An 18299-nucleotide genomic window follows, 5' to 3' on the forward strand; every position below is an offset into this window, starting at 1 on the left:
GCGGTCCGTGGCCGCGAAGGGCTCAGCGCGATCCACCTGAACGCGCCAAGAGCTGTTCGACTTCTTCACGATTGGGTGCATAAGCGCCCGCATTGGCGCACGACACCGAAGCACATGCCGCAGAGAAGGCCAGGCGCGCCTGCGCCGCTTCGATGCCCAACAGGCCCGAAGCCAGCCAGCCTGCCATGCTCGCGTCGCCGGCACCCACGGTGTCGGCCACCTCGACGGCGATGGCGGCCTGCTCGACCTTGCTGCCCAGGGTGAATAACACCATGCCATCGGCGCCACGGGTGAACAGTACCTGAGCGTTCGCGTTCATCTCGCGCAGCTGCTGCAGGGCCTGTTCTTCGCTCAAACCGGGATAGATCTGACGCAAGTCTTCATCCGACAGCTTGATGATGTCCGCCAGTTCCACCATGGCCGGAAAGGTTACCTCGCGGTAACGGCTGTCCATCAGGTTGCGCCAGTTGGGGTCGTAGCTGATCAGCTTGCCGTGTCGCTTCACCTGCCGAGCCACCTCCACCAGCCTGTCACCCAGTGGCTGGCGCGCCAGGCTGATGCAGCTGAAATGGCAGAGCTGCGCAGCTTCCAGCCAGCCCGCCGGCAGAAGCTGAACGTCGAAATGCAGATCGGCTTCGCCGGCAAAAAAATAACGCGGAGGGTGGCTGGAGGGCACGATCGCCACCAACGGATCGACGTCGATACGCTGCAGGAAACGCATGTCCAGGCCCGCGGCTTCGGACTGCTTGAACAGCTCATCCCCGAGCGAATCGGTACTGATCGAACCGGCGAACGCCGTCGAGACCCCAAGGCGACTCATGGCCCGCGCCACGTTCCACGGCGCGCCACCCGGATAGCCCTGCCAGCGCCCGGGTGCGTGTTGGACCAGGTCGGTGAGTGCTTCACCAAACACCACGACTGCGGGCAGTTGCCTGTTCATCCAGCTTCCTCTTGTTATGTGGGGCACCGCTCGAATGGATCGAACGTGGAGCCGGGCAACACCGCCGCAGGCATCCGCAAAGTTTCGGCAACATACTCTGAAAGACCGGGGCGCTGGTAGCCTGGTTCTTGCATCGTGCTGATACTTTTTTGCCAGCGAGTCCAGTCGCGTACACCGCTGCAGCTGCAGCGTCGGCCCGTTTGCAGCGTCCGTCAGCGCTCATGGATCATTTTCCCAGTGTGCGCTTTATCCACTCGTACAGTTTGCTGCCCTCGACCGACAGCTCGCCACCCGTGCGGCGGCATAGGTAGTACGCGCGCCCATCGTCGATTTCCCGCGGCGACAGCCTGATCAGTTCGCCTGAGGCCTCCAGGTGCGCCACCATCGGCGCCCGCAACAGGCCGCAACCCAGGCCCGTGAGCGTTGCGGTCAGCGTCAGTTGGCCGTCTTCGAACAGCATGCCTTGCAATGCGCCAGGGTGCTTGGTACCGCCTTCGGCAAACCACTGCGCCCAGGTGCCGCGCTCTTCATCGTGCAGCAGCGGCACCTGGCGCAGATCTTCCAGGCTGTCCAGTGGGCCACGAGCGGCGTGAAAGTCCCGGCTGCAATAGGGGGTCAGCGCGCCGCTGAGCAGCAGTTCGCTATGGTAGCCAGGCCAGTGCCCGGTACCGAATCGGATCGACAGGTCCGCCGCATCGCTGGGATAACTGCGGTGGTTCGCGTACGTCACGTTGATGTCCAGCCCCGGGTTCTCCTGAAGGAACACCGGCAGGCGTGGAATGAACAGGTTGAAGCCGAACATGGGAATCATGCTGATGGTGATCTGCCGCAGTGCGGACTTTTCGCGCACATGTTCAGTGGCGCTACGCAGCACCGCAAAGGCGGAGCGGATGGCCCGGTAGTATTCGCGGCCCTCTTCGGTCAGCACCAGGTTGCGCCCCTGGCGTATGGTCAACGGCTGTTGCAGGAAGGTTTCCAACAAGCGCAACTGATGACTGACCGCAGAGGGAGAAATGTCCAGTTCGCGTGCCGCGGAATTGACCCCACCGTGACGGGCGAAGGCTTCGAACGTGCGCACGGCACGCAGCGGGGGATCGTTGGGCAATTGTTCTAAAATATTCATGTATTGAATTTAGCACGTCTTCGAAATGTGCGGAAACCCCTGATTTTATTCATCTATTGAGCTGTATATTGCGTTAAATCAGATGGAATAAGCTTAGTAGAATTAGAGAGTTGATAAAAACAGAATAGATTATTACTGTGCCGCGGTCGTCGTCTTCGGAATGGTCCAACACCATGGATACCTTCATCCAGCAAGTGCTCAACGGGCTCTTGCTCGGCAGCCTGTATGCCTTGATCGCCCTGGGCTACACCATGGTCTACGGGATCTTGCGCATCATCAACTTCGCCCACGGCGATCTGCTCATGGTCGGTGCCCTGGTGGGCCTGTCGTCACTGCAGGGGTTGCAGGTTGCGCTGCCTGACTTGCCTGGCCTAGTCCAGCTACTGCTGGCAACGCTCCTGGCCATGGCCAGCTGCGCGGTACTGGCGATCGTGATCGAACGCGTAGCCTACCGCCGCCTGCGGCAGGCGCCACGGTTGGCGCCGCTGATCAGTGGAATCGGCGTGTCATTGCTGCTGCAAACCGTGGCCATGCTCATATGGTCGCGCAATCCACTGATGTTTCCCCAACTGCTGCCGCTCGACCCCATCCAGGTAACACCCGGCCCCACGGGCGCGATCACCAATGCGACCGCGCTGACGAGCATCGCTGTTGCCTTGGCGGTGATGGCTGGTTTGTGGCTGCTGGTTGAACGCACCCGGCTGGGCCGGGCCATGCGCGCGGTGGCGGAGAACCCGCAGGTGGCAAGCCTGATGGGCATCGATCCCGATCGCGTTATCGTCATCACCTTTGCCGTAGGCGGCGCGTTGGCAGCATTGGCTGGCGTGATGATGGCCAGCAACTACGGAAGCGCCAACTTCTATATGGGGTTTCTGCCGGGCATCAAGGCGTTCACCGCAGCCGTGCTGGGAGGCATCGGCAACCTGCGCGGCGCCATGCTTGGTGGCATCTTGCTGGGTCTGATCGAAGCGCTGGGCACCGGTTATCTGGGGCAGGCCACGGGTGGCGTGCTGGGCAGCAACTATCAGGACGTATTCGCGTTTCTGGTGTTGATCGCGGTACTGGTCCTGCGGCCCTCGGGCATTCTGGGCGAACGTCTGGCGAGCCGCGCATGAACGGTCTATCGATAGGATCCGTTGCCAAGGCACGAGCCGGAGGGCTGTTGCTAGCCGTGGCGGTATTGCTGGCACCCTGGGTAGTGGGGCAGGCCGGTGGCAATTCTTGGGTGCGGACCCTGGACTTTGCGCTGCTCTACCTGATGCTGGCGCTGGGGCTGAACATCGTCGTGGGTTATGCCGGTCTGTTGGACATGGGATTTATCGCGTTTTACGCGGTGGGCGCCTACTTGACTGCGCTGTTGGCCTCGCCGCATCTGACGGTGCACTTCGCCTTGCTGGCGGACTGGTTCGGACCGGGGCTGCATGTCGGCATCGGTTGGCTGGTGCCGTTGGCCGCACTGCTGGCAGCCGGCGTCGGTGTACTTCTGGGCGCGCCGACCTTGCGCTTGCGCGGTGACTACCTGGCCATCGTTACCTTGGGCTTCGGTGAAATCATTCGTGTACTGATGCGCAACCTGGATCGCCCGGTGAACATCACCAACGGTGCCAAAGGCATTTCCTCGGTGGATCCGGTCAGCCTGTTCGGTTTCAGCCTGGCGCGAACCCAGGATGTATTGGGTCTGCGCCTGCCCTCGGTCTACCTCTACTATTACCTGTTCGCCGCCTTGGCGTTGGCGATCGTATTCATCTGCATGCGCCTGGAGAATTCGCGTATCGGCCGCGCCTGGGTCGCGATTCGGGAGGACGAAGACGCCGCCAAGGCCATGGGTATCGACACCGTGCGTTTCAAATTGCTGGCCTTTGCCATGGGCGCTGCATTCGGTGGCGTGAGCGGCGCCATGTTTGCTTCGTTTCAGGGTTTCGTGTCGCCGGAGTCGTTCAGCCTCAACGAATCCATCGTGGTATTGGCCATGGTGGTGCTGGGCGGTATGGGCCACATTCCGGGCGTGGTGTTGGGCTGCCTGTTGCTGGCGGCATTGCCCGAACTGCTGCGCGCCAGTCTGGCACCGCTGCAACAGGCCCTGTTCGGTTACGTGCCGGTCGATCCAGAGATCATCCGCCAGTTGATCTACGGCCTGGCCCTCATCCTGGCGATGCTGTACCGCCCGGCCGGGCTGTGGCCGGCATCGGGAGGTGGACGATGAGCGCGCCTGTATTGCAGATCGAACAGGTCAGCATGCGCTTCGGCGGAGTGCTCGCGCTCGACGACGTCAGCCTGAACATCACGCCAGGTCATGTGCATGGATTGATCGGGCCCAACGGGGCGGGCAAGACCACCTTCTTCAATGTGATCACCGGGCTGTACCAGGCCGAGCAAGGGCGCTTCCTGCTCGACGGCGTTGCCTACCGGCCGACGCAGGTGCACAAGGTGGCACAGGCTGGAATCGCCCGTACGTTCCAGAACATTCGCCTGTTCAAAGGCATGACGGTCCTGGAAAACGTCATGGTCGGGCGCCATGTGCGCACCCACAACGGCCTGTGGGCTGCCTTAACACGGCACCGCCGCGCGCGTGACGAAGAGCGCGAAACCCGCGACACGGCGCAGGAGCTGCTGGATTACGTCGGCATTGGCCAATGGGCCGACAGCCCAGCCGATTCACTTTCATATGGGCATCAGCGTCGTCTGGAAATCGCCCGTGCGCTGGCCACCGAACCCAGGCTGCTGGCGCTCGATGAACCAGCAGCCGGCATGAACGCCACCGAGAAGCTTCAGCTGCGCAGCCTGCTGGAGAGAATTCGCGATGACGGACACACCGTGCTGCTGATCGAGCATGACGTGAAACTGGTGATGGGCATCTGCGACCGCATCAGCGTCCTGGACTACGGTCGGGTGATTGCCGAGGGCGCGCCCGATGTGGTCCGTCGACACCCAGCTGTGATCCAGGCCTACCTGGGAGGAGGCGCTCATGTCTGACGTGCTGCTGGATATTCGCGACCTGCGCGTGCGGTACGGCGCCATCGAAGCGGTGAAAGGCATCGATCTGCACGTCAACGCCGGCGAGCGCGTCACTCTCATCGGCGCGAACGGCGCAGGGAAAACGTCGACCCTCAAGGCGTTGGCCGGCCTGTTGCCCATGGCCTCTGGCGACATCCGATTCGACGGTCATTCCATTCGCGCGGTTCCGGCCCACCGCCTGCCCCGGCAGGGTGTTTCCCTGGTGCCCGAGGGGCGCGGCATTTTTGCCCGCATGAGCGTGCTGGAGAATCTTCAGGCTGGCGCCTACCTGAGGCGTGACCGCGAGCAGGTCGATGAAGACATGGAGGGGCTGTTCGAGCATTTTCCGCGCCTGCGTGAGCGCTTGGGCCAGTCCGCCGGGCTGTTGTCCGGTGGCGAGCAACAGATGTTGGCCCTGGCTCGCGCGCTGCTGTCACGTCCACGGCTGCTGATTCTGGATGAACCGTCGATGGGCCTTGCGCCCATCATGGTCGAGAAGATCTTCGCGGTGATAGACGCGGTGTGCCAGGCCGGCATGACGCTGCTGTTGGTGGAGCAAAACGCTCGCCTGGCGCTGCAGGCGACCGACCGCGCCTATGTAATGGACAGCGGTCGCATCCATCTCACTGGCAACAGTGCCGCACTGCTCGATGATCCCGGCATCCGCGAGGCCTATCTGGGTGAATGAACGCTCGATCGGATGACGATGGCGCAGGTGTTCCTCTCCGATCTTTTTTCGAATTTTGCTGCACCTTCGACGCTACCGGACGGCCGGCGTGTTCCGACCCGCGTATGACTGGCATCGCCAGCCCGAGAACCACAGGAAATCGACATGAAACGTTCTACTCCATTCAAACGTGCCGCCGTCATCGGACTGGCCATCAGCGGCCTGGCCAGCGCCATCGCTCAAGCCGATCAGGAAGTACTGATTGGCCTGGCCGGCCCCCTGACCGGTCCCTCTGCCCGTATCGGCAAAGATCTGGAAAACGGCGCACGCTTGGCCATCAGCGACGCCAATGCGCGGCACATAAAGATTGGCGGCCAAACCGTTACCTTCAAACTGTTGAGCGAAGATGACCAGTCCGACCCGCGCACTGCGGTGACCGTGGCCCAGCGTCTGGTAGACGCTGGCGTCGTTGGCGTAGTGGGGCACTGGAACACAGGCACCAGCATTCCGGCGGCACGGGTCTACCACGATGCCGGTATCGCCCAGGTAGCACCGGTCGCCACCGGCCATGCGTACACCCAGCAGGGCTTCGATACCAGTTTCCGCATCATGGGCCATGACGACGATGGCGGTCAGGTAGCGGGCGATTACGCGCTAAAGACGCTGAAAGCGCAGCGTATTGCCGTCATCGATGATCGTACCGCCTTCGGACAAGGTTTGGCTGACCAGTTCGTCAAGTCGGTCGACAACCACGCAGGCCACGTTGTCGCCCGCGAATACGTGGACGACAAGACCGTCGATTTCAGCCCGGTGCTGACAACGCTCAAGGCGCAGAATCCGGACCTGATCTTCTTCGGCGGCGTCGATGCTCAGGCGGCTCCTTTGGCTCGTCGCATCAAGCAACTGGGCATCAATGCCACGTTGATGGGCGCCGGTGGTTTCGTCAGCCAGACGTTTCTGGAACTGGCGCAGAAAGACGGAGAAGGCGTAACGGCACTGGAGCCGGGCCTGGCGGTGTCGCAGATGCCGGGTGGCAAGGCTTTCGAACAGGCCTACCGCGAGCGTTTCAAGGCGCCCATCGAATTGCACGCGCCGTTTGCTTACGACGGTGTCGGCGTCCTGATCGCCGCCCTGGAAAAAGCCGACTCGGTGGATCCGGCCAAGTACTTGCCGGTCTTGCGTGCAAGTCAGTATTCAGGAGTCACCGGCACCATCGCCTTCGACGCTCAGGGCAACCTCAAAGACCCTTCGTTCACGGTGTACCAGGTCAAGGCCAATCAATGGCAGCCGGTCAGCGTGGCTCACGGCGAACAACAGTAACCAGAATGGCGCGGGCCAACCCGCGCCTTTGCAGGAGAAAGAGCATGAGCAGTCATGACGGTGAGCTGGGCATTCTGGCCCGTCGGCGCATCGAAGCCGAAATCATCAAGCCGATCTACGAGATTCTCAAACGCGAACACGGCCAGGCCCACGCCGCTGCGGTGATCGGCGAGGCCGTGGGCAACGCCGCCATCGAAGCAGGCCGACACTTCGCCGCACGTGAGCCTGAGGGTGCCGACCTCCAAAGTTTCGTCGAACTGCAGGTACTGTGGGAGAAGGACGATGCCCTGAAAGTCGAAGTCATCGCCAGCGATGCCCAACATTATGACTATGACGTGCAGCGTTGCCGCTATGCCGAGATGTATCACGAAATGGGCCTGGGCGAGATCGGCCATCTGCTCTCATGCAATCGCGACGAATTGTTCATCGTGGGCTATAACCCCGACATCGAATTAACCCGTACCCAAACCATCATGGGCGGTGCGCCGCGCTGTGATTTTCGCTATCGCGCCAAGCCTCAGGAGGCAGGCTCATGAGCGCGGCGCTGCGAGTCGACGGCGAGCGTCTATGGGAATCGCTGATGACCATGGCCCAGCATGGCGCCACATCCGCTGGCGGCGTCTCGCGCCTGGCATTGAGCGACGAGGACCGCCTGGGCCGCGATCTTTTCGTGCAGTGGGCGCGAGCGGTCGGCTGCAGCATTCGTGTCGACACCATGGGTAACATCTTCGCGCGCCGCGAAGGCACTGACCCCACCTTGGCGCCTGTGCTGACCGGCTCGCACGGCGACTCCCAGCCGGCTGGCGGCAAGTTCGACGGCATCTATGGCGTGCTGGCGGGCCTGGAAGTGCTGCGCACCCTCAACGACCACGGTGTCCAGACGCAGCGGGCCATCGAGGTGGTCAACTGGACCAACGAAGAGGGTTCGCGCTTCGCTCCGGCGATGATCGCTTCCGGGGTCTATACCGGTGTCTTCGACCTGGCCTATGGTTTGTCGCGCACAGACGCGCAAGGCGTGAGCCTTGGGCAGGCGCTGGAGCACATCGGCTACGCGGGTAGCCATCCCTGCCAGGCCGGGCCGGTGCATGCGGCGTTCGAGTTGCACATCGAGCAGGGGCCGATCCTGGAGGCACAGGATTTTACCATTGGCGTCGTAACTGGGGCGCAGGGGCAGCGCTGGTACGAAGTCGACCTGATCGGACGCAGCGCTCACGCCGGTACCACGCCAATGGACCATCGCCTTGATGCCCTGTTGGGATTTGCGCGGGTCGTGGAAGCGGTGAACGGCCTCGGTCTCGCCCACGGCGACGAAGGCCGCGCCACGGTGGGCATGGCGCAGATCCATCCCAACTCACGCAACGTGGTGCCGGGGCGGGTGCATTTTAGCGTTGAATTCCGTCATCCCGATGAGTCCGCACTGGAGCAACTCGATGGCCTATTGCGCACGGCGGTACGTGACATCGCCGAGGCCATAGGTCTGCACTGGCACGTCGAGCAGATTTTCCAGTATGCCCCCATCGCGTTCGATGCCGACTGTGTGGCTGTGGTCCGCAGTGCCAGTGAAAAGCTGGGCTATCGCAGTCGTTCGATCATCTCCGGTGCCGGGCATGACGCCTGTTACCTGAACCGAGTGGCGCCCACCGCCATGATCTTCGTTCCCTGCGTGGATGGCCTGAGCCATAACGAGGCAGAGCACATCCACCCGCACTGGGCTGAAGCCGGTGCGAACGTGTTGTTGCAGGCGGTGTTGGGCAAGGCTGAGTGAGGGGACTGGCCCGTATCCAATCATTCTGTTTGCAGCAATCTCATGACTCACGGACTGACCGGAAAAACCTTTAAAAACCTATACAGTTTTCCAGTTCTGTGACGATACAGATGGCGAGGTGCCATGGATCAGGCCCGCCACCTGTATAGAGCTCTATTCATGCCTGTCCTGTTTCCTTTGCGCCGCGATCGGCGCGCCTTGCAACAATTGCTGTCCGCCCTCACTCAGGGTACCGAACCTCAGCTGCGAGGGTGTGCCGCCGCCCCGGCGGTCAATCGCGCGCTGGAGGCCGTCAATCAATCCCGCAGCCACGCCGAAACACGGATTGCCGCCCTCGAAGCGGAACTCGAAACCGCCCGCGAACTGTTGCGCGAAACCGAACAAGCGGCTCGTGCCCACGAGGTCAGATTCGACCTGGTCAACCGCGCCTCCAGCGAAGGCTTGTGGGACATGGAGGTCGTGGCCGGCGACCCGGTCAATCCCAACAATCGCTTCTGGTGGTCGCAGCAGTTGCGCAACCTGCTGGGTTTCAATGACGAGCGTGATTTCCCGAACGTGCTGGCCAGTTGGGCAGATCGCCTGCATCCGCAGGACAAACAAGCGACGCTGGATGCCTTCGCACGTCACCTCAACGACAAGTCAGGCCACACGCCATACAAGGTCAAGAATCGCCTGGCGATGAAAGACGGCAGCTACCGCTGGTTCTACGCCCAGGGCGAGACCCTGCGCGATGCCCAGGGCCGGCCTGTGCGGGTCGCCGGCTCGTTGCGCGACATTCACGATGAGCTGCAACGGGACCATGAGCACGAAGTGATCATCACGCGGTTCGAACTGGCTCGGGAGATGCTTTCCGATGGCCTCTGGGACATGGAAGTGATCGCTGGGGATCCGGTCAACCCGAAGAATCCCTTCTGGTGGTCGACGCAATTCCGCAGGCTGCTGGGCTTCGAAACCGTCGAAGAGTTTCCCGATGTACTCGACAGCTGGGCCTCCAGACTGCACCCCGATGACAAGGAACGCAGCCTGGCCGCTTTCGGCAGCCACCTGAACGATCGCTCGGGCAAGACGCCGTTCGACATCGAGTACCGGCTGAAGATGAAAACCGGCGAGTATCGCTGGTTCCGTGCTCGCGGCCAGACTCGTCGGGATGCGCAGGGCGCACCCCTGCGCGTGGTCGGCGCGCTGGTGGACGTCAATCTGCTGCACGAGCAGCAGGCGTTGCGCGAAGCGGAGGTGGAGCACCAGCGCACCCTGGAAGACAACATCGCGCAGCTGTCGCAGATCGTCTCCACCATCCAGAGCATCGCCAACCAGACCAACCTGCTGGCGCTNNCGCGGGTTCGCCGTGGTCGCGGACGAGGTGCGCAAGCTGGCGACGCGGACGACCGAAGCGACCGAACAGGCGGCCGGGATGATTTCGCGATAGGTCGTTGCCACCGCGTGCGCTTACGGCGCGCGGTGGCACAGGACCATTGATAACATCATGACACTACGGTTATCCGCGACCATCCCTCTACTTTTGCGAGGGCAGCCTAGTGTTCTCGGGTGGCGTTTTCGAGCTTTTGCAGGTCGACAATGACGATCGCACGGTACTGGAGTGTCAACAGCCCTTCGCTTTCCCAGAGTTTCAACTGCCGATTGACGCTCTGGCGAGAAACGCCCAGCTGCTGGGCGAGACTTTCCTGACTGATCTTGAGGATGGGCGCCTGTTGGCTACCCGAGCGATGAATCATGGCCGCAAGACGCGTGGCCAGCCTGACGGGCAGGGGCGTGAGGATTGCACTTGCGGCCCAATCCAGCGCCATTCGGTATCTGCTGCAGACCAGACGTGTGATAGCCAACAGCACATCCGGTCGCTCCTCTATGATCTGCCAGAACTCGCTTGCAGGAAGCACGGCCACCTCCACTGAAGAGCTGGCGCGAACATCATAGGTTCTCGGCAAACCATCCAGAAGCGGGACTTCCCCGAACCAATCACCCATACCCAGTGAAGTAAGAAAAAGCGGACGTCCGCTGGCGCTCTGGCTGTTGACTCGCAACGTGCCCCTGATCACACGGAACATGCCGAGGGGTTCCGAACCCTGGGGAAACACTGCCTCGGACTTCACCAGCCTTTTGACGCGCGCGCCTTGGAGCAGACGCGCATCGACTTCGGGCGGTAGCGACCAGAGTGAGGAGGGCACTGCGGTAAATGGTCCCGACATTGCCAATACCCGACAATCTTGTTTTCGAGCCTTGGATAGTATCAAAAGCCTCTAGCCTGTAGACGACAGGCCTACTGGGAGCAGGAACACAGCATGTACGTTGGTCACTTCGCAATTGGCCTGGCAATCAAGGCCCGTTACCCCAAGGTTCCCGCGTTGCCCATCATGATGAGCGTCGGCTTCCTGGATCTGTTGGACGGGATCTTCATTCTGCTGGGTTTCAATACAGTAACCCCCAATCTGGCCAGTGAGCCCTACCTGTTTTTCGATCTGACCTTTATCGATTGGGACCATTCCCTGCTCGCTGCGCTGTTCTGGTCCGTGATCTGGGGGCTGCTGTTCATCAAGCACCGTGCAGTCGCGGCGGTGGCGGCCTTGGCGGCCTTCTCACACTTCATCGCCGACTGGCCGATGCACAATAGCGACCTGGCACTTTACCCACACTCGGTCGAGCACTACGGGTATGGGCTGTGGGGCAAACTGGGAACGCTCGCCTGGGTCCTCGAAGGCGTTTTCTCGGCGGTGCTGGCTGTCTATGCCTGGCGGATCAGCGCGCGCCGCGGAGTCAGCCTGGTCTGGCCCTGTACGGTGCTGGTCGTCCTGTTCCTGCAGCTTTCCCCAGTGGCTTCGCCGATGAAACTCGTGGCTACCTTGCAGGAGCCGTTGACGCACATCTTCCACGGAGCCCTGGTCTCACTGGGGTTCCTGATCCCCGGATTGTTGCTGACGTGGCTTCTGGACAGGGCGGAGCGAGTGTCCAGGTGAGCCTGGCGCCCAAGTGGATCGATCACTGCGCCGAATACACCTTGATCTGCGATCTGCCCGCGCGCTTGGCCTGGTACAGCGCCTCATCCGCATGGCGCAGCAGCGTGTGCACGTCCTCGCCCGCTTCGGGGAAGAACGCGATGCCTATCGAGGAGGTGGTGTGGATTTCCTGGCCCTTCACGTTCCACCGATGGCTCAGGGATTCGCACAGGCGGCTGGCAACCTGAAGCGCCTGTGCCTGATCGGTATGCGGTAGAAACGCGACGAACTCGTCGCCACCGATGCGACCGAACAGATCGCCCTCGCGCAGGCAGAGGCGGGTGCGCCGGGCGAAAGCGATCAGCAATTCGTCGCCGAGCTCGTGACCCCGCTGGTCGTTGATCAGCTTGAAGCGATCCAGGTCCATGTAGATGAGCGCCGAAGGCAGTGGGGCGCTGGCAGGCGTCGTGGGTTGAGCCAATGCATGGGCGATCAGGTCGAGAATCCCCCTGCGGTTGGATATACCGGTCAAGGCATCCAGGTGGGCGAGGTTCTTGAAGCGTTCTTCGCTGGCTTGCAGGGCCTTCTCGGCAAGCTTGCGTTCGGTGATGTTGCGGCTGACGATCAGCAGCCGGTAGCGCGTGCCGTCGGCATTGAAGGAGGGCGTCTTGATGACCTCCCAGGTATTGATGCGGTTATCCTGACCCATGAAGGATTTTTCGACGATCGTTGCGCGGCGGTTGCGCCAGGCCAACTCGTCCGTCTCGACGTTGCGCGCGAAACCCTCGGCAAACTTCGGCTGCAAGGTGAGCAGTTCGGCATCGGTGATACCGACGTAGTCGAAGCTGCTCATTTCGTAGGCGGCAAGGGCCGTCTTGTTGCAGAACAGCCATCGTCCGGCGCCGTCCTTGACGACGATGAACTCCTGAATGGCGTTCAGGAGGGACAGAAAATCTACGTGATCGGCATTCGGAGGCATGGTGGGGTGTTACCAGCGGGGCAGGGTAGCTTGATGAAAGGGTATCGGCTGCGGCTATGGGGTCTGAAGACCGGCTGTCGAAGGCTCGGCTCAGACTTCAGCCAGCAATTGCGCCAATCGAGCATGCTCCCAGGTGCTCAACAGCTCGATAGGATCGGTGCCGTAACGCTGGGCCGAGTCGAAGGCATACAGTCGGCCGTCAGGGCTCTGGCAACGCTCGCAATGGAAGCGACCGTCGTCGTGCTTATGGAAGGTGATGAGCCACCCATCGGCGCCCACCGTCAGCGTTGAGTCGTGGGTGTTGGCCCAGCACGCGTCGCCCACACGGTATAGCGTGCGAGTCCCCAAGGCGATGTCTCGAAGCAACTGGCAGGTTTCGCGTGCGGTGAGAGGAGTTGCGGACACCAGAAGGCTGCCACTTGAAAAAAAGAAGGGCATGTTACAGGACTTTGGCGTATTGAACGGCTCATCACATCGAGAAAGGACAGCATGCCGATTCGCTGCTGGCAACACGCAATTGGGATGTATCCTCGCGTCGAGAAACCGAAACAGGTAAAGCACCCCATTCAGGATCGAGCGCAGCACATGGCACGTCAATCGCTGAGCACTAATAACATCATGACGGGCAGCCCCAGCACCTTCAACCCTGTCTCCGCGCGCCGTGAGCAAAGAAGGGCCGTCATCGTGCTCGACTGACATCCCTCACTGCAATGATCACCCTACTTCAATAACAGTAACATCATGACAAAGAAGCCGTTTTATCTAACCCACACACCGCATTCACAGCCGGGTTAACAACGGAAGAGGCGCTTGAGTTCTGTTCCCAGTTCCCAACCTTTCTCAAGGCTCTTCCGACTTCCTGGGCATCGGTCCATACACACGATGCTCTTCCTTGTAGCGGAACAGGTTCATCGCTTCCACGTACGGATCATCCTCCAGCAATGCGAGGCGGGTGTTTTTCTTCACCAGGATCTTCGGCTCGTAACTTTGAAGCGGTTTGACCTTCGGCGCTGGCTGGCCTAGTTCGTAGACGAAGGGGACCGGTGCAATGATCGGCTTCACTTTCGCGTCTGCATTGCGAACCCGCGCGCGAATATGAGGCTGCACCAATCGACGAATCGCGACCTGTTCGCTCGGGTCGAGCTTGGCCAGCATGTCGATGCCGTAGAGCAGGGCGTTCTCGGCCGCAGCTTCCGAGGAGTGATGCACGGTCGCTTGTTTGTCGCGGTATTGATCGAGCAACTCTTTCCATTCTTCGATCAAGTCGCCGGCCATCTTGCGTGCGCCGGAAGAGCCGGTGTCATCCCAATAGAAGTTGATGACCTGGGGATCGGTAAGCACATGGGTCAAGCGCAAAACCTGTTTGGGAACGATGCCGTTCCCGCGGCCCTTGAAGCGGCCCCAGACATTGCGGCGGTCGTTGGTCTTTTCGATGGCCCCGATCAACTTGCCCAGCTCGCTACGAGTGACGTTCGTCTGCAGGATCTTGTCGATGGCCGCGCGGGGCAGGGCGATCACACCGGGTACACGCAGCGTTTCCCGTGGGTGCTGGCCAACTTTGACCCAGATACTGGTGAGTGCTTCGAACGCCGCGTGTACTGCCTCATCGCCGTAGAGCGTACGAACTTCAATCGGTTCATTGCGCACCGCATCCTCGGGCCGGAAATCCAGGCCGAACATGGCATCGACATGGGCTTGATCCCTGAAGGCCCGCAGCACTTCGCCCAGCTCCATCAACTCGGACTGGAGCCGGTTGACCATGGCGACGGCCGCGCTCGTTTGGCTAAGATGCAGGTCCATACGTTTGTCCAGGTGATGGGCGGATGGCGCATTCTAGCGAGGTACTGTGGTTTTATACAGCCTCTGATGATTTTCGGATCGGGATGATTTCGGTGCTGGTCGATGGAGACAGTGTTTGAAAAAGAGTGAACTACCGGTAAAGCACTGCGCCACATGTGGTCTGCCCTTCACTTGGCGCAAGAAATGGGAAAGATGCTGGGATGAAGTTCGTTATTGCTCGGAGCGGTGTCGACGGCAGAAAAAGTCCGCGTCGGCCTCGAATCAATAACGAGCATGATCAGCCCGCTACCCGAGCGGTGCTCTGCCGAATCGTCAGCTGATAGGGCAAGGTCACGTGCCGTGCCGCCAGCGGGCGTTTCTCGATCAGGCTGATCAACATCTCTACCGCCTGCTGGCCGAACTGTTCGGCCGGCTGGGCGATGGTCGTCAGCGGCGGATCGGAGTAGGCGGCCAGTTCGATGTCGTCGAACCCGGCCAGTGAAACGTCTTGAGGTACGCGCAAGCCCATTTCCCTGATCCGTTTCAAGGCGCCGATGGCCATTTCATCGCTTTCGCAGAACAGTGCGGTGGGGCGCTCGGGCCCAGCCAGCAACTGCAGCGCACCGTCATAGCCGGCTTTCAGACTGAAATCGCCTGGGCAGATCAATGCCGGGTCGGGTGCGATGTCGGCTTCGCGCAGCGCCGCTTCGTAGCCCGCGCGGCGGTCGTGAGTCAGCGGGCTGTCGGCCGGTCCGTTGATCAAGCCAATGCGTCGGTGGCCCAGGTCGAGCAGGTGCTGGGTGACGGCTTTGGCAGCCGCTCGGTTATCAAGGCTGACGGTTGGATGACGACCGCTTTGCAACACTTCGCAGGCGTTGACGATGGGCGGCACGTCCGAGAGATCGCCGGTTGAAACGAACGGATCGTAGGCGCGCAACTGCAGAACCCCGTCGGCTTGATGGGCGTGTACCAACTCGGCAAATTCGCGCTCGGTGGCTTCGCAACCCAGGGTGTCGCACAGCAACACGCGATAGCCGGCGGCCTGGGCGGCTTTCTGGGCGCCGCTGATGACGCGGGCAAAAAAACCGTTGGCAATGTTCGGCACCAGAACGACCAGGTTGAACGTGCGCCGCGAGCGAAACTGCACGGCCATCAGGTTGGGTCGGTAGCCGGCCTGTTCCACGGCGACGTTGACCCGGTCACGGGTCTCGGGCAGCACTCGCTCCGGGGACTTCAAGGTGCGCGATACCGTCGCCACCGAAACCCCGGCCAGACGCGCCACTTCACGAATGTTCGACAAGTCCACCTCGTTTCTCGGGAATACCAACGCGAAGCTTACCGCAGTTCGCGGTAGGGTCCGGGACCGATTTTCAGCGGCTGTCCGTTTGACAGAGCACAGTTTGGCGCCTAGATTCGATGTAAGGATGTAACCGGTTACATCTGCTGGTTGCGTATCGTACGTCAGACAGGTACCTGCTTTGAGGCTGGGTTTCATGCACAAGACAAGAATGGGATTCGTCGGCGGTGGAGAAGGGTCTTTCATCGCCAAGGCACACCGTCAGGCCGCCGCGCTGGACGGGCGTTTCGAACTGGTGTGCGGCGCCTTCAGTCGCGATCCCTCGAATAACCAGCGGACGGGCAGTGCCTTGGGGCTCCAGCCGGCGCGCACCTACGCGGACTGGCAACAGATGATCGAGGCCGAATCACGCCTGCCCAGTGACCAGCGCATGCAACTGGTGGTGAACGTCACACCGAATCATCTTCATGCCCCGGTCGCTCGGCAGGCCATTCAGGCAGGCTTTCACGTGTTCAGCGAAAAACCTGCCGCCTTGAACCTGGCCGAGTTGCAGGGCCTCGATCGCGTGTTGCTCGGCAGCGATCGCCTATACGGTCTGGCCCACGTTTACCTGGGTTACCCGATGGTGTGGGAAGCCCGTGAGTTGGTGCGCAACGGTGTGATTGGCAAGGTGCGAAAAGTCATCGTCGAATACCCCCAAGGTTGGCTGAGCCAAGATATTGCCCGCGATGGCAACATACAGGCCGACTGGCGTGACAACCCGGAACAGTCCGGTATCGGCGGCTGCATCGGCGACATCGGCACCCATGCGTTCAGTCTTGCCGAGTTTGTCGCCGATCAGCAGGTGCACTCACTCAGTGCCATGCTGGGCTCTCACATCGAGGGCCGTCGGCTGGACGACGATGCCAGCATGCTGTTCAAGATGAACGGCGGTGCGAGCGGCGTGCTCATTGCCAGCCAGGTCTGCGCTGGCGAGGAGAACCCGCTGAAAATCCGCATCTACGGTGAGCAAGGCGGACTGGAATGGCGTCAGGAAGAGCCGTCCAGCCTGATCCATCGCTCGCTGGATCAGCCCATGCGTGTGCTGCGCTCGGGCCTCGGGCAGCCGTGGCTCAGCGCGGCTGCCACACGGCGGATGCGTCTGCCGGCCGGTCATCCCGAGGGTTACCTGGAGGCGATGGCCAATCTCTACGTGGATTTCGCCGATGCCATCCAGGCCGGTGGCGGCGGCAACCAGGCGCCGGGCGTGCCGGGCATGGAGGTGGGTCTGCGTGGAATGGCCTTCATCGAAACCGCCATCGCCAGTCATCGCAGCGATGCCAAGTGGACCGAACTGGTCTGTCCTCTGCACTCACGGAGCCTTTCATGATGAGCGTTGCAACCGAACACGGCCTGCGTGGACCGGGCATATTTCTGGCCCAGTTCATGTCCGACCAAGCGCCTTTCGACAGCTTGGCCAACATCGCCAGCTGGGCCGCCTCCCAGGGGTACAAGGCCATTCAATTGCCCACGCTGGGCACCCGATACATCGATCTGGAAAGAGCGGCGCACAGTCAGACGTACTGCGACGAACTCAATGCCATTTGCGCAAACGCCGGCGTGCAGATCAGCGAGCTGTCCACCCACCTGCAAGGTCAACTGGTGGCGGTGCATCCGGCTTTCGATGCGGTGTTCGACGAGTTTGCGCCGGTCCACGTGCGCGGTCGGCCCGAGGCCCGAACGCAATGGGCCAGCGACCAGCTCAAGCTTGCTGCCCGTGCCAGCCAGCGGCTGGGTCTGAAAGCCCACGCGACCTTTTCCGGTGCGCTGCTGTGGCCTTATGTCTATCCGTGGCCGCAGCGGCCAAAAGGTCTGGTCAAACAAGGGTTCGCCGAACTCGCCAGGCGCTGGCTGCCCATCCTCGATTGCTTCGAAGACGCTGGCGTCGACCTGTGCTACGAGATCCACCCCGGCGAAGATCTGCACGATGGCGCTTCGTTCGAGCGTTTTCTGCAGGCGGTCGACCACCATCCGCGGGCCGCAATTCTCTACGACCCCAGCCACCTGCTGCTGCAGCAGATGGACTATCTGGGCTTCGTCGACCGCTATCACGCGCGCATCCGCATGTTCCATGTCAAGGATGCCGAGTTTCGTCCCGATGCGCGCGCGGGTGTCTACGGGGGTTATCAGGATTGGGTCGATCGGCCTGGACGCTTCCGCTCCCTGGGCGACGGTCAGGTGGATTTCAAATCGATCTTCAGCAAGTTGACCCAATACGGATTCGATGGCTGGGCCGTGCTGGAGTGGGAATGCTGCCTGAAGGATTCGGCGCAAGGCGCAGGTGAGGGGGCCGCGTTCATCGAGCGCCACATGATCACACGCACCCAACGGGCCTTCGACGATTTCGCCGGGGTGTCTGCCGACGTTCATTCCAACCGGCGATTACTGGGCCTGCCTGAAGACTGAAACCTGCGAGCCTTCGACCGACATCTGCCATAACAATAAAAC

Annotated in this window: 18 protein-coding genes and 1 pseudogene; 12 read left to right on the top strand and 7 right to left on the bottom strand. The window is 61.4% G+C overall.

What is annotated here, in order from left to right; all coding sequences use genetic code 11:
- Positions 1–22 precede the first annotated feature (22 nt).
- The gene (locus tag B2V21_RS06675; protein WP_286916390.1) at positions 23–940 is read right to left on the bottom strand and encodes a carbohydrate kinase family protein; all 918 of its coding nucleotides are present in this window, start codon (positions 938–940) and stop codon (positions 23–25) included.
- Positions 941–1166: 226 nt separating this feature from the next.
- Positions 1167–2063 (bottom strand): LysR substrate-binding domain-containing protein, encoded by an 897-nt coding sequence (locus B2V21_RS06680; protein ID WP_286916391.1) that lies wholly within the window; start codon positions 2061–2063, stop codon positions 1167–1169.
- A gap of 173 nt (positions 2064–2236) precedes the next feature.
- On the opposite strand from B2V21_RS06680, the gene B2V21_RS06685 reads away from it, so the two are divergent.
- The 8 genes and pseudogenes from B2V21_RS06685 to B2V21_RS06720 all read left to right on the top strand — a co-directional run bounded on the left by B2V21_RS06685 (position 2237) and on the right by B2V21_RS06720 (position 10235).
- Entirely contained in the window at positions 2237–3178 is a 942-nt protein-coding gene (locus B2V21_RS06685; protein WP_286916392.1) for a branched-chain amino acid ABC transporter permease, read from the top strand.
- The gene (locus B2V21_RS06690; RefSeq protein WP_286916393.1) at positions 3175–4266 is read left to right on the top strand and encodes a branched-chain amino acid ABC transporter permease; all 1092 of its coding nucleotides are present in this window, start codon (positions 3175–3177) and stop codon (positions 4264–4266) included. The genes B2V21_RS06685 and B2V21_RS06690 overlap by 4 nt, the downstream gene beginning before the upstream one ends.
- Positions 4263–5036, top strand: coding sequence for an ABC transporter ATP-binding protein (locus B2V21_RS06695; protein WP_049859727.1), 774 nt, complete (start codon positions 4263–4265; stop codon positions 5034–5036). Before B2V21_RS06690 ends, B2V21_RS06695 begins: the two co-directional genes overlap by 4 nt.
- Entirely contained in the window at positions 5029–5745 is a 717-nt protein-coding gene (locus B2V21_RS06700) for an ABC transporter ATP-binding protein (RefSeq protein ID WP_286916394.1), read from the top strand. Before B2V21_RS06695 ends, B2V21_RS06700 begins: the two co-directional genes overlap by 8 nt.
- Positions 5746–5889: 144 nt before the next feature.
- A complete protein-coding gene (locus tag B2V21_RS06705; RefSeq protein WP_049859725.1) occupies positions 5890–7044 on the top strand; it encodes a branched-chain amino acid ABC transporter substrate-binding protein in 1155 nt (384 codons plus the stop codon).
- A gap of 44 nt (positions 7045–7088) precedes the next feature.
- Positions 7089–7580 (top strand): L-2-amino-thiazoline-4-carboxylic acid hydrolase, encoded by a 492-nt coding sequence (locus B2V21_RS06710; RefSeq protein WP_049859724.1) that lies wholly within the window; start codon positions 7089–7091, stop codon positions 7578–7580.
- A complete protein-coding gene (locus tag B2V21_RS06715; RefSeq protein WP_286916395.1) occupies positions 7577–8809 on the top strand; it encodes a Zn-dependent hydrolase in 1233 nt (410 codons plus the stop codon). Before B2V21_RS06710 ends, B2V21_RS06715 begins: the two co-directional genes overlap by 4 nt.
- Positions 8810–8968: 159 nt before the next feature.
- Positions 8969–10235 (top strand): annotated as a pseudogene (locus B2V21_RS06720) (methyl-accepting chemotaxis protein).
- Between the two features lie 106 nt (positions 10236–10341).
- On the opposite strand, the gene B2V21_RS06725 reads toward B2V21_RS06720, so the two are convergent.
- Entirely contained in the window at positions 10342–11013 is a 672-nt protein-coding gene (locus tag B2V21_RS06725; RefSeq protein ID WP_049859721.1) for a Crp/Fnr family transcriptional regulator, read from the bottom strand.
- A 93-nt stretch (positions 11014–11106) separates the two neighbouring features.
- On the opposite strand from B2V21_RS06725, the gene B2V21_RS06730 reads away from it, so the two are divergent.
- Positions 11107–11778, top strand: a complete 672-nt coding sequence (locus B2V21_RS06730; protein WP_286916396.1) for a hypothetical protein — start codon at positions 11107–11109, stop codon at positions 11776–11778.
- 22 nt (positions 11779–11800) lie between these two features.
- Here the strand turns inward: B2V21_RS06730 and B2V21_RS06735 are convergent, their stop codons facing one another.
- The 3 genes from B2V21_RS06735 to B2V21_RS06745 all read right to left on the bottom strand — a co-directional run bounded on the left by B2V21_RS06735 (position 11801) and on the right by B2V21_RS06745 (position 14536).
- Positions 11801–12736 carry a sensor domain-containing diguanylate cyclase gene (locus B2V21_RS06735; RefSeq protein ID WP_286916397.1) on the bottom strand — a complete coding sequence of 312 codons (936 nt, stop codon included), beginning with the start codon at positions 12734–12736 and terminating at the stop codon, positions 11801–11803.
- A 90-nt stretch (positions 12737–12826) separates the two neighbouring features.
- Positions 12827–13141 carry a DUF7693 family protein gene (locus tag B2V21_RS06740; RefSeq protein WP_286916398.1) on the bottom strand — a complete coding sequence of 105 codons (315 nt, stop codon included), beginning with the start codon at positions 13139–13141 and terminating at the stop codon, positions 12827–12829.
- Positions 13142–13576: 435 nt separating this feature from the next.
- Positions 13577–14536: a DNA replication terminus site-binding protein gene (locus tag B2V21_RS06745; protein WP_286916399.1), complete on the bottom strand. Its 960-nt coding sequence runs from the start codon at positions 14534–14536 to the stop codon at positions 13577–13579.
- A gap of 115 nt (positions 14537–14651) precedes the next feature.
- Here B2V21_RS06745 and B2V21_RS06750 point away from each other — a divergent pair, with 115 nt between their 5' ends.
- Positions 14652–14804: a DUF2256 domain-containing protein gene (locus tag B2V21_RS06750; RefSeq protein ID WP_082223581.1), complete on the top strand. Its 153-nt coding sequence runs from the start codon at positions 14652–14654 to the stop codon at positions 14802–14804.
- Positions 14805–14813: 9 nt separating this feature from the next.
- Here the strand turns inward: B2V21_RS06750 and B2V21_RS06755 are convergent, their stop codons facing one another.
- Positions 14814–15815: a LacI family DNA-binding transcriptional regulator gene (locus tag B2V21_RS06755; protein WP_286916400.1), complete on the bottom strand. Its 1002-nt coding sequence runs from the start codon at positions 15813–15815 to the stop codon at positions 14814–14816.
- 193 nt (positions 15816–16008) lie between these two features.
- Between B2V21_RS06755 and B2V21_RS06760 the strand changes: the two genes are divergently transcribed.
- Together B2V21_RS06760 and B2V21_RS06765 are read left to right on the top strand one after the other, a co-directional pair.
- The gene (locus tag B2V21_RS06760) at positions 16009–17181 is read left to right on the top strand and encodes a Gfo/Idh/MocA family protein (protein WP_286916401.1); all 1173 of its coding nucleotides are present in this window, start codon (positions 16009–16011) and stop codon (positions 17179–17181) included.
- The gene (locus B2V21_RS06765; RefSeq protein ID WP_286916402.1) at positions 17178–18257 is read left to right on the top strand and encodes a sugar phosphate isomerase/epimerase family protein; all 1080 of its coding nucleotides are present in this window, start codon (positions 17178–17180) and stop codon (positions 18255–18257) included. Before B2V21_RS06760 ends, B2V21_RS06765 begins: the two co-directional genes overlap by 4 nt.
- Positions 18258–18299 lie beyond the last annotated feature (42 nt).

The organism is Pseudomonas sp. UBA6276 (genome assembly GCF_002438365.1).
Taxonomy (GTDB): domain Bacteria; phylum Pseudomonadota; class Gammaproteobacteria; order Pseudomonadales; family Pseudomonadaceae; genus Aquipseudomonas; species Aquipseudomonas coleopterorum.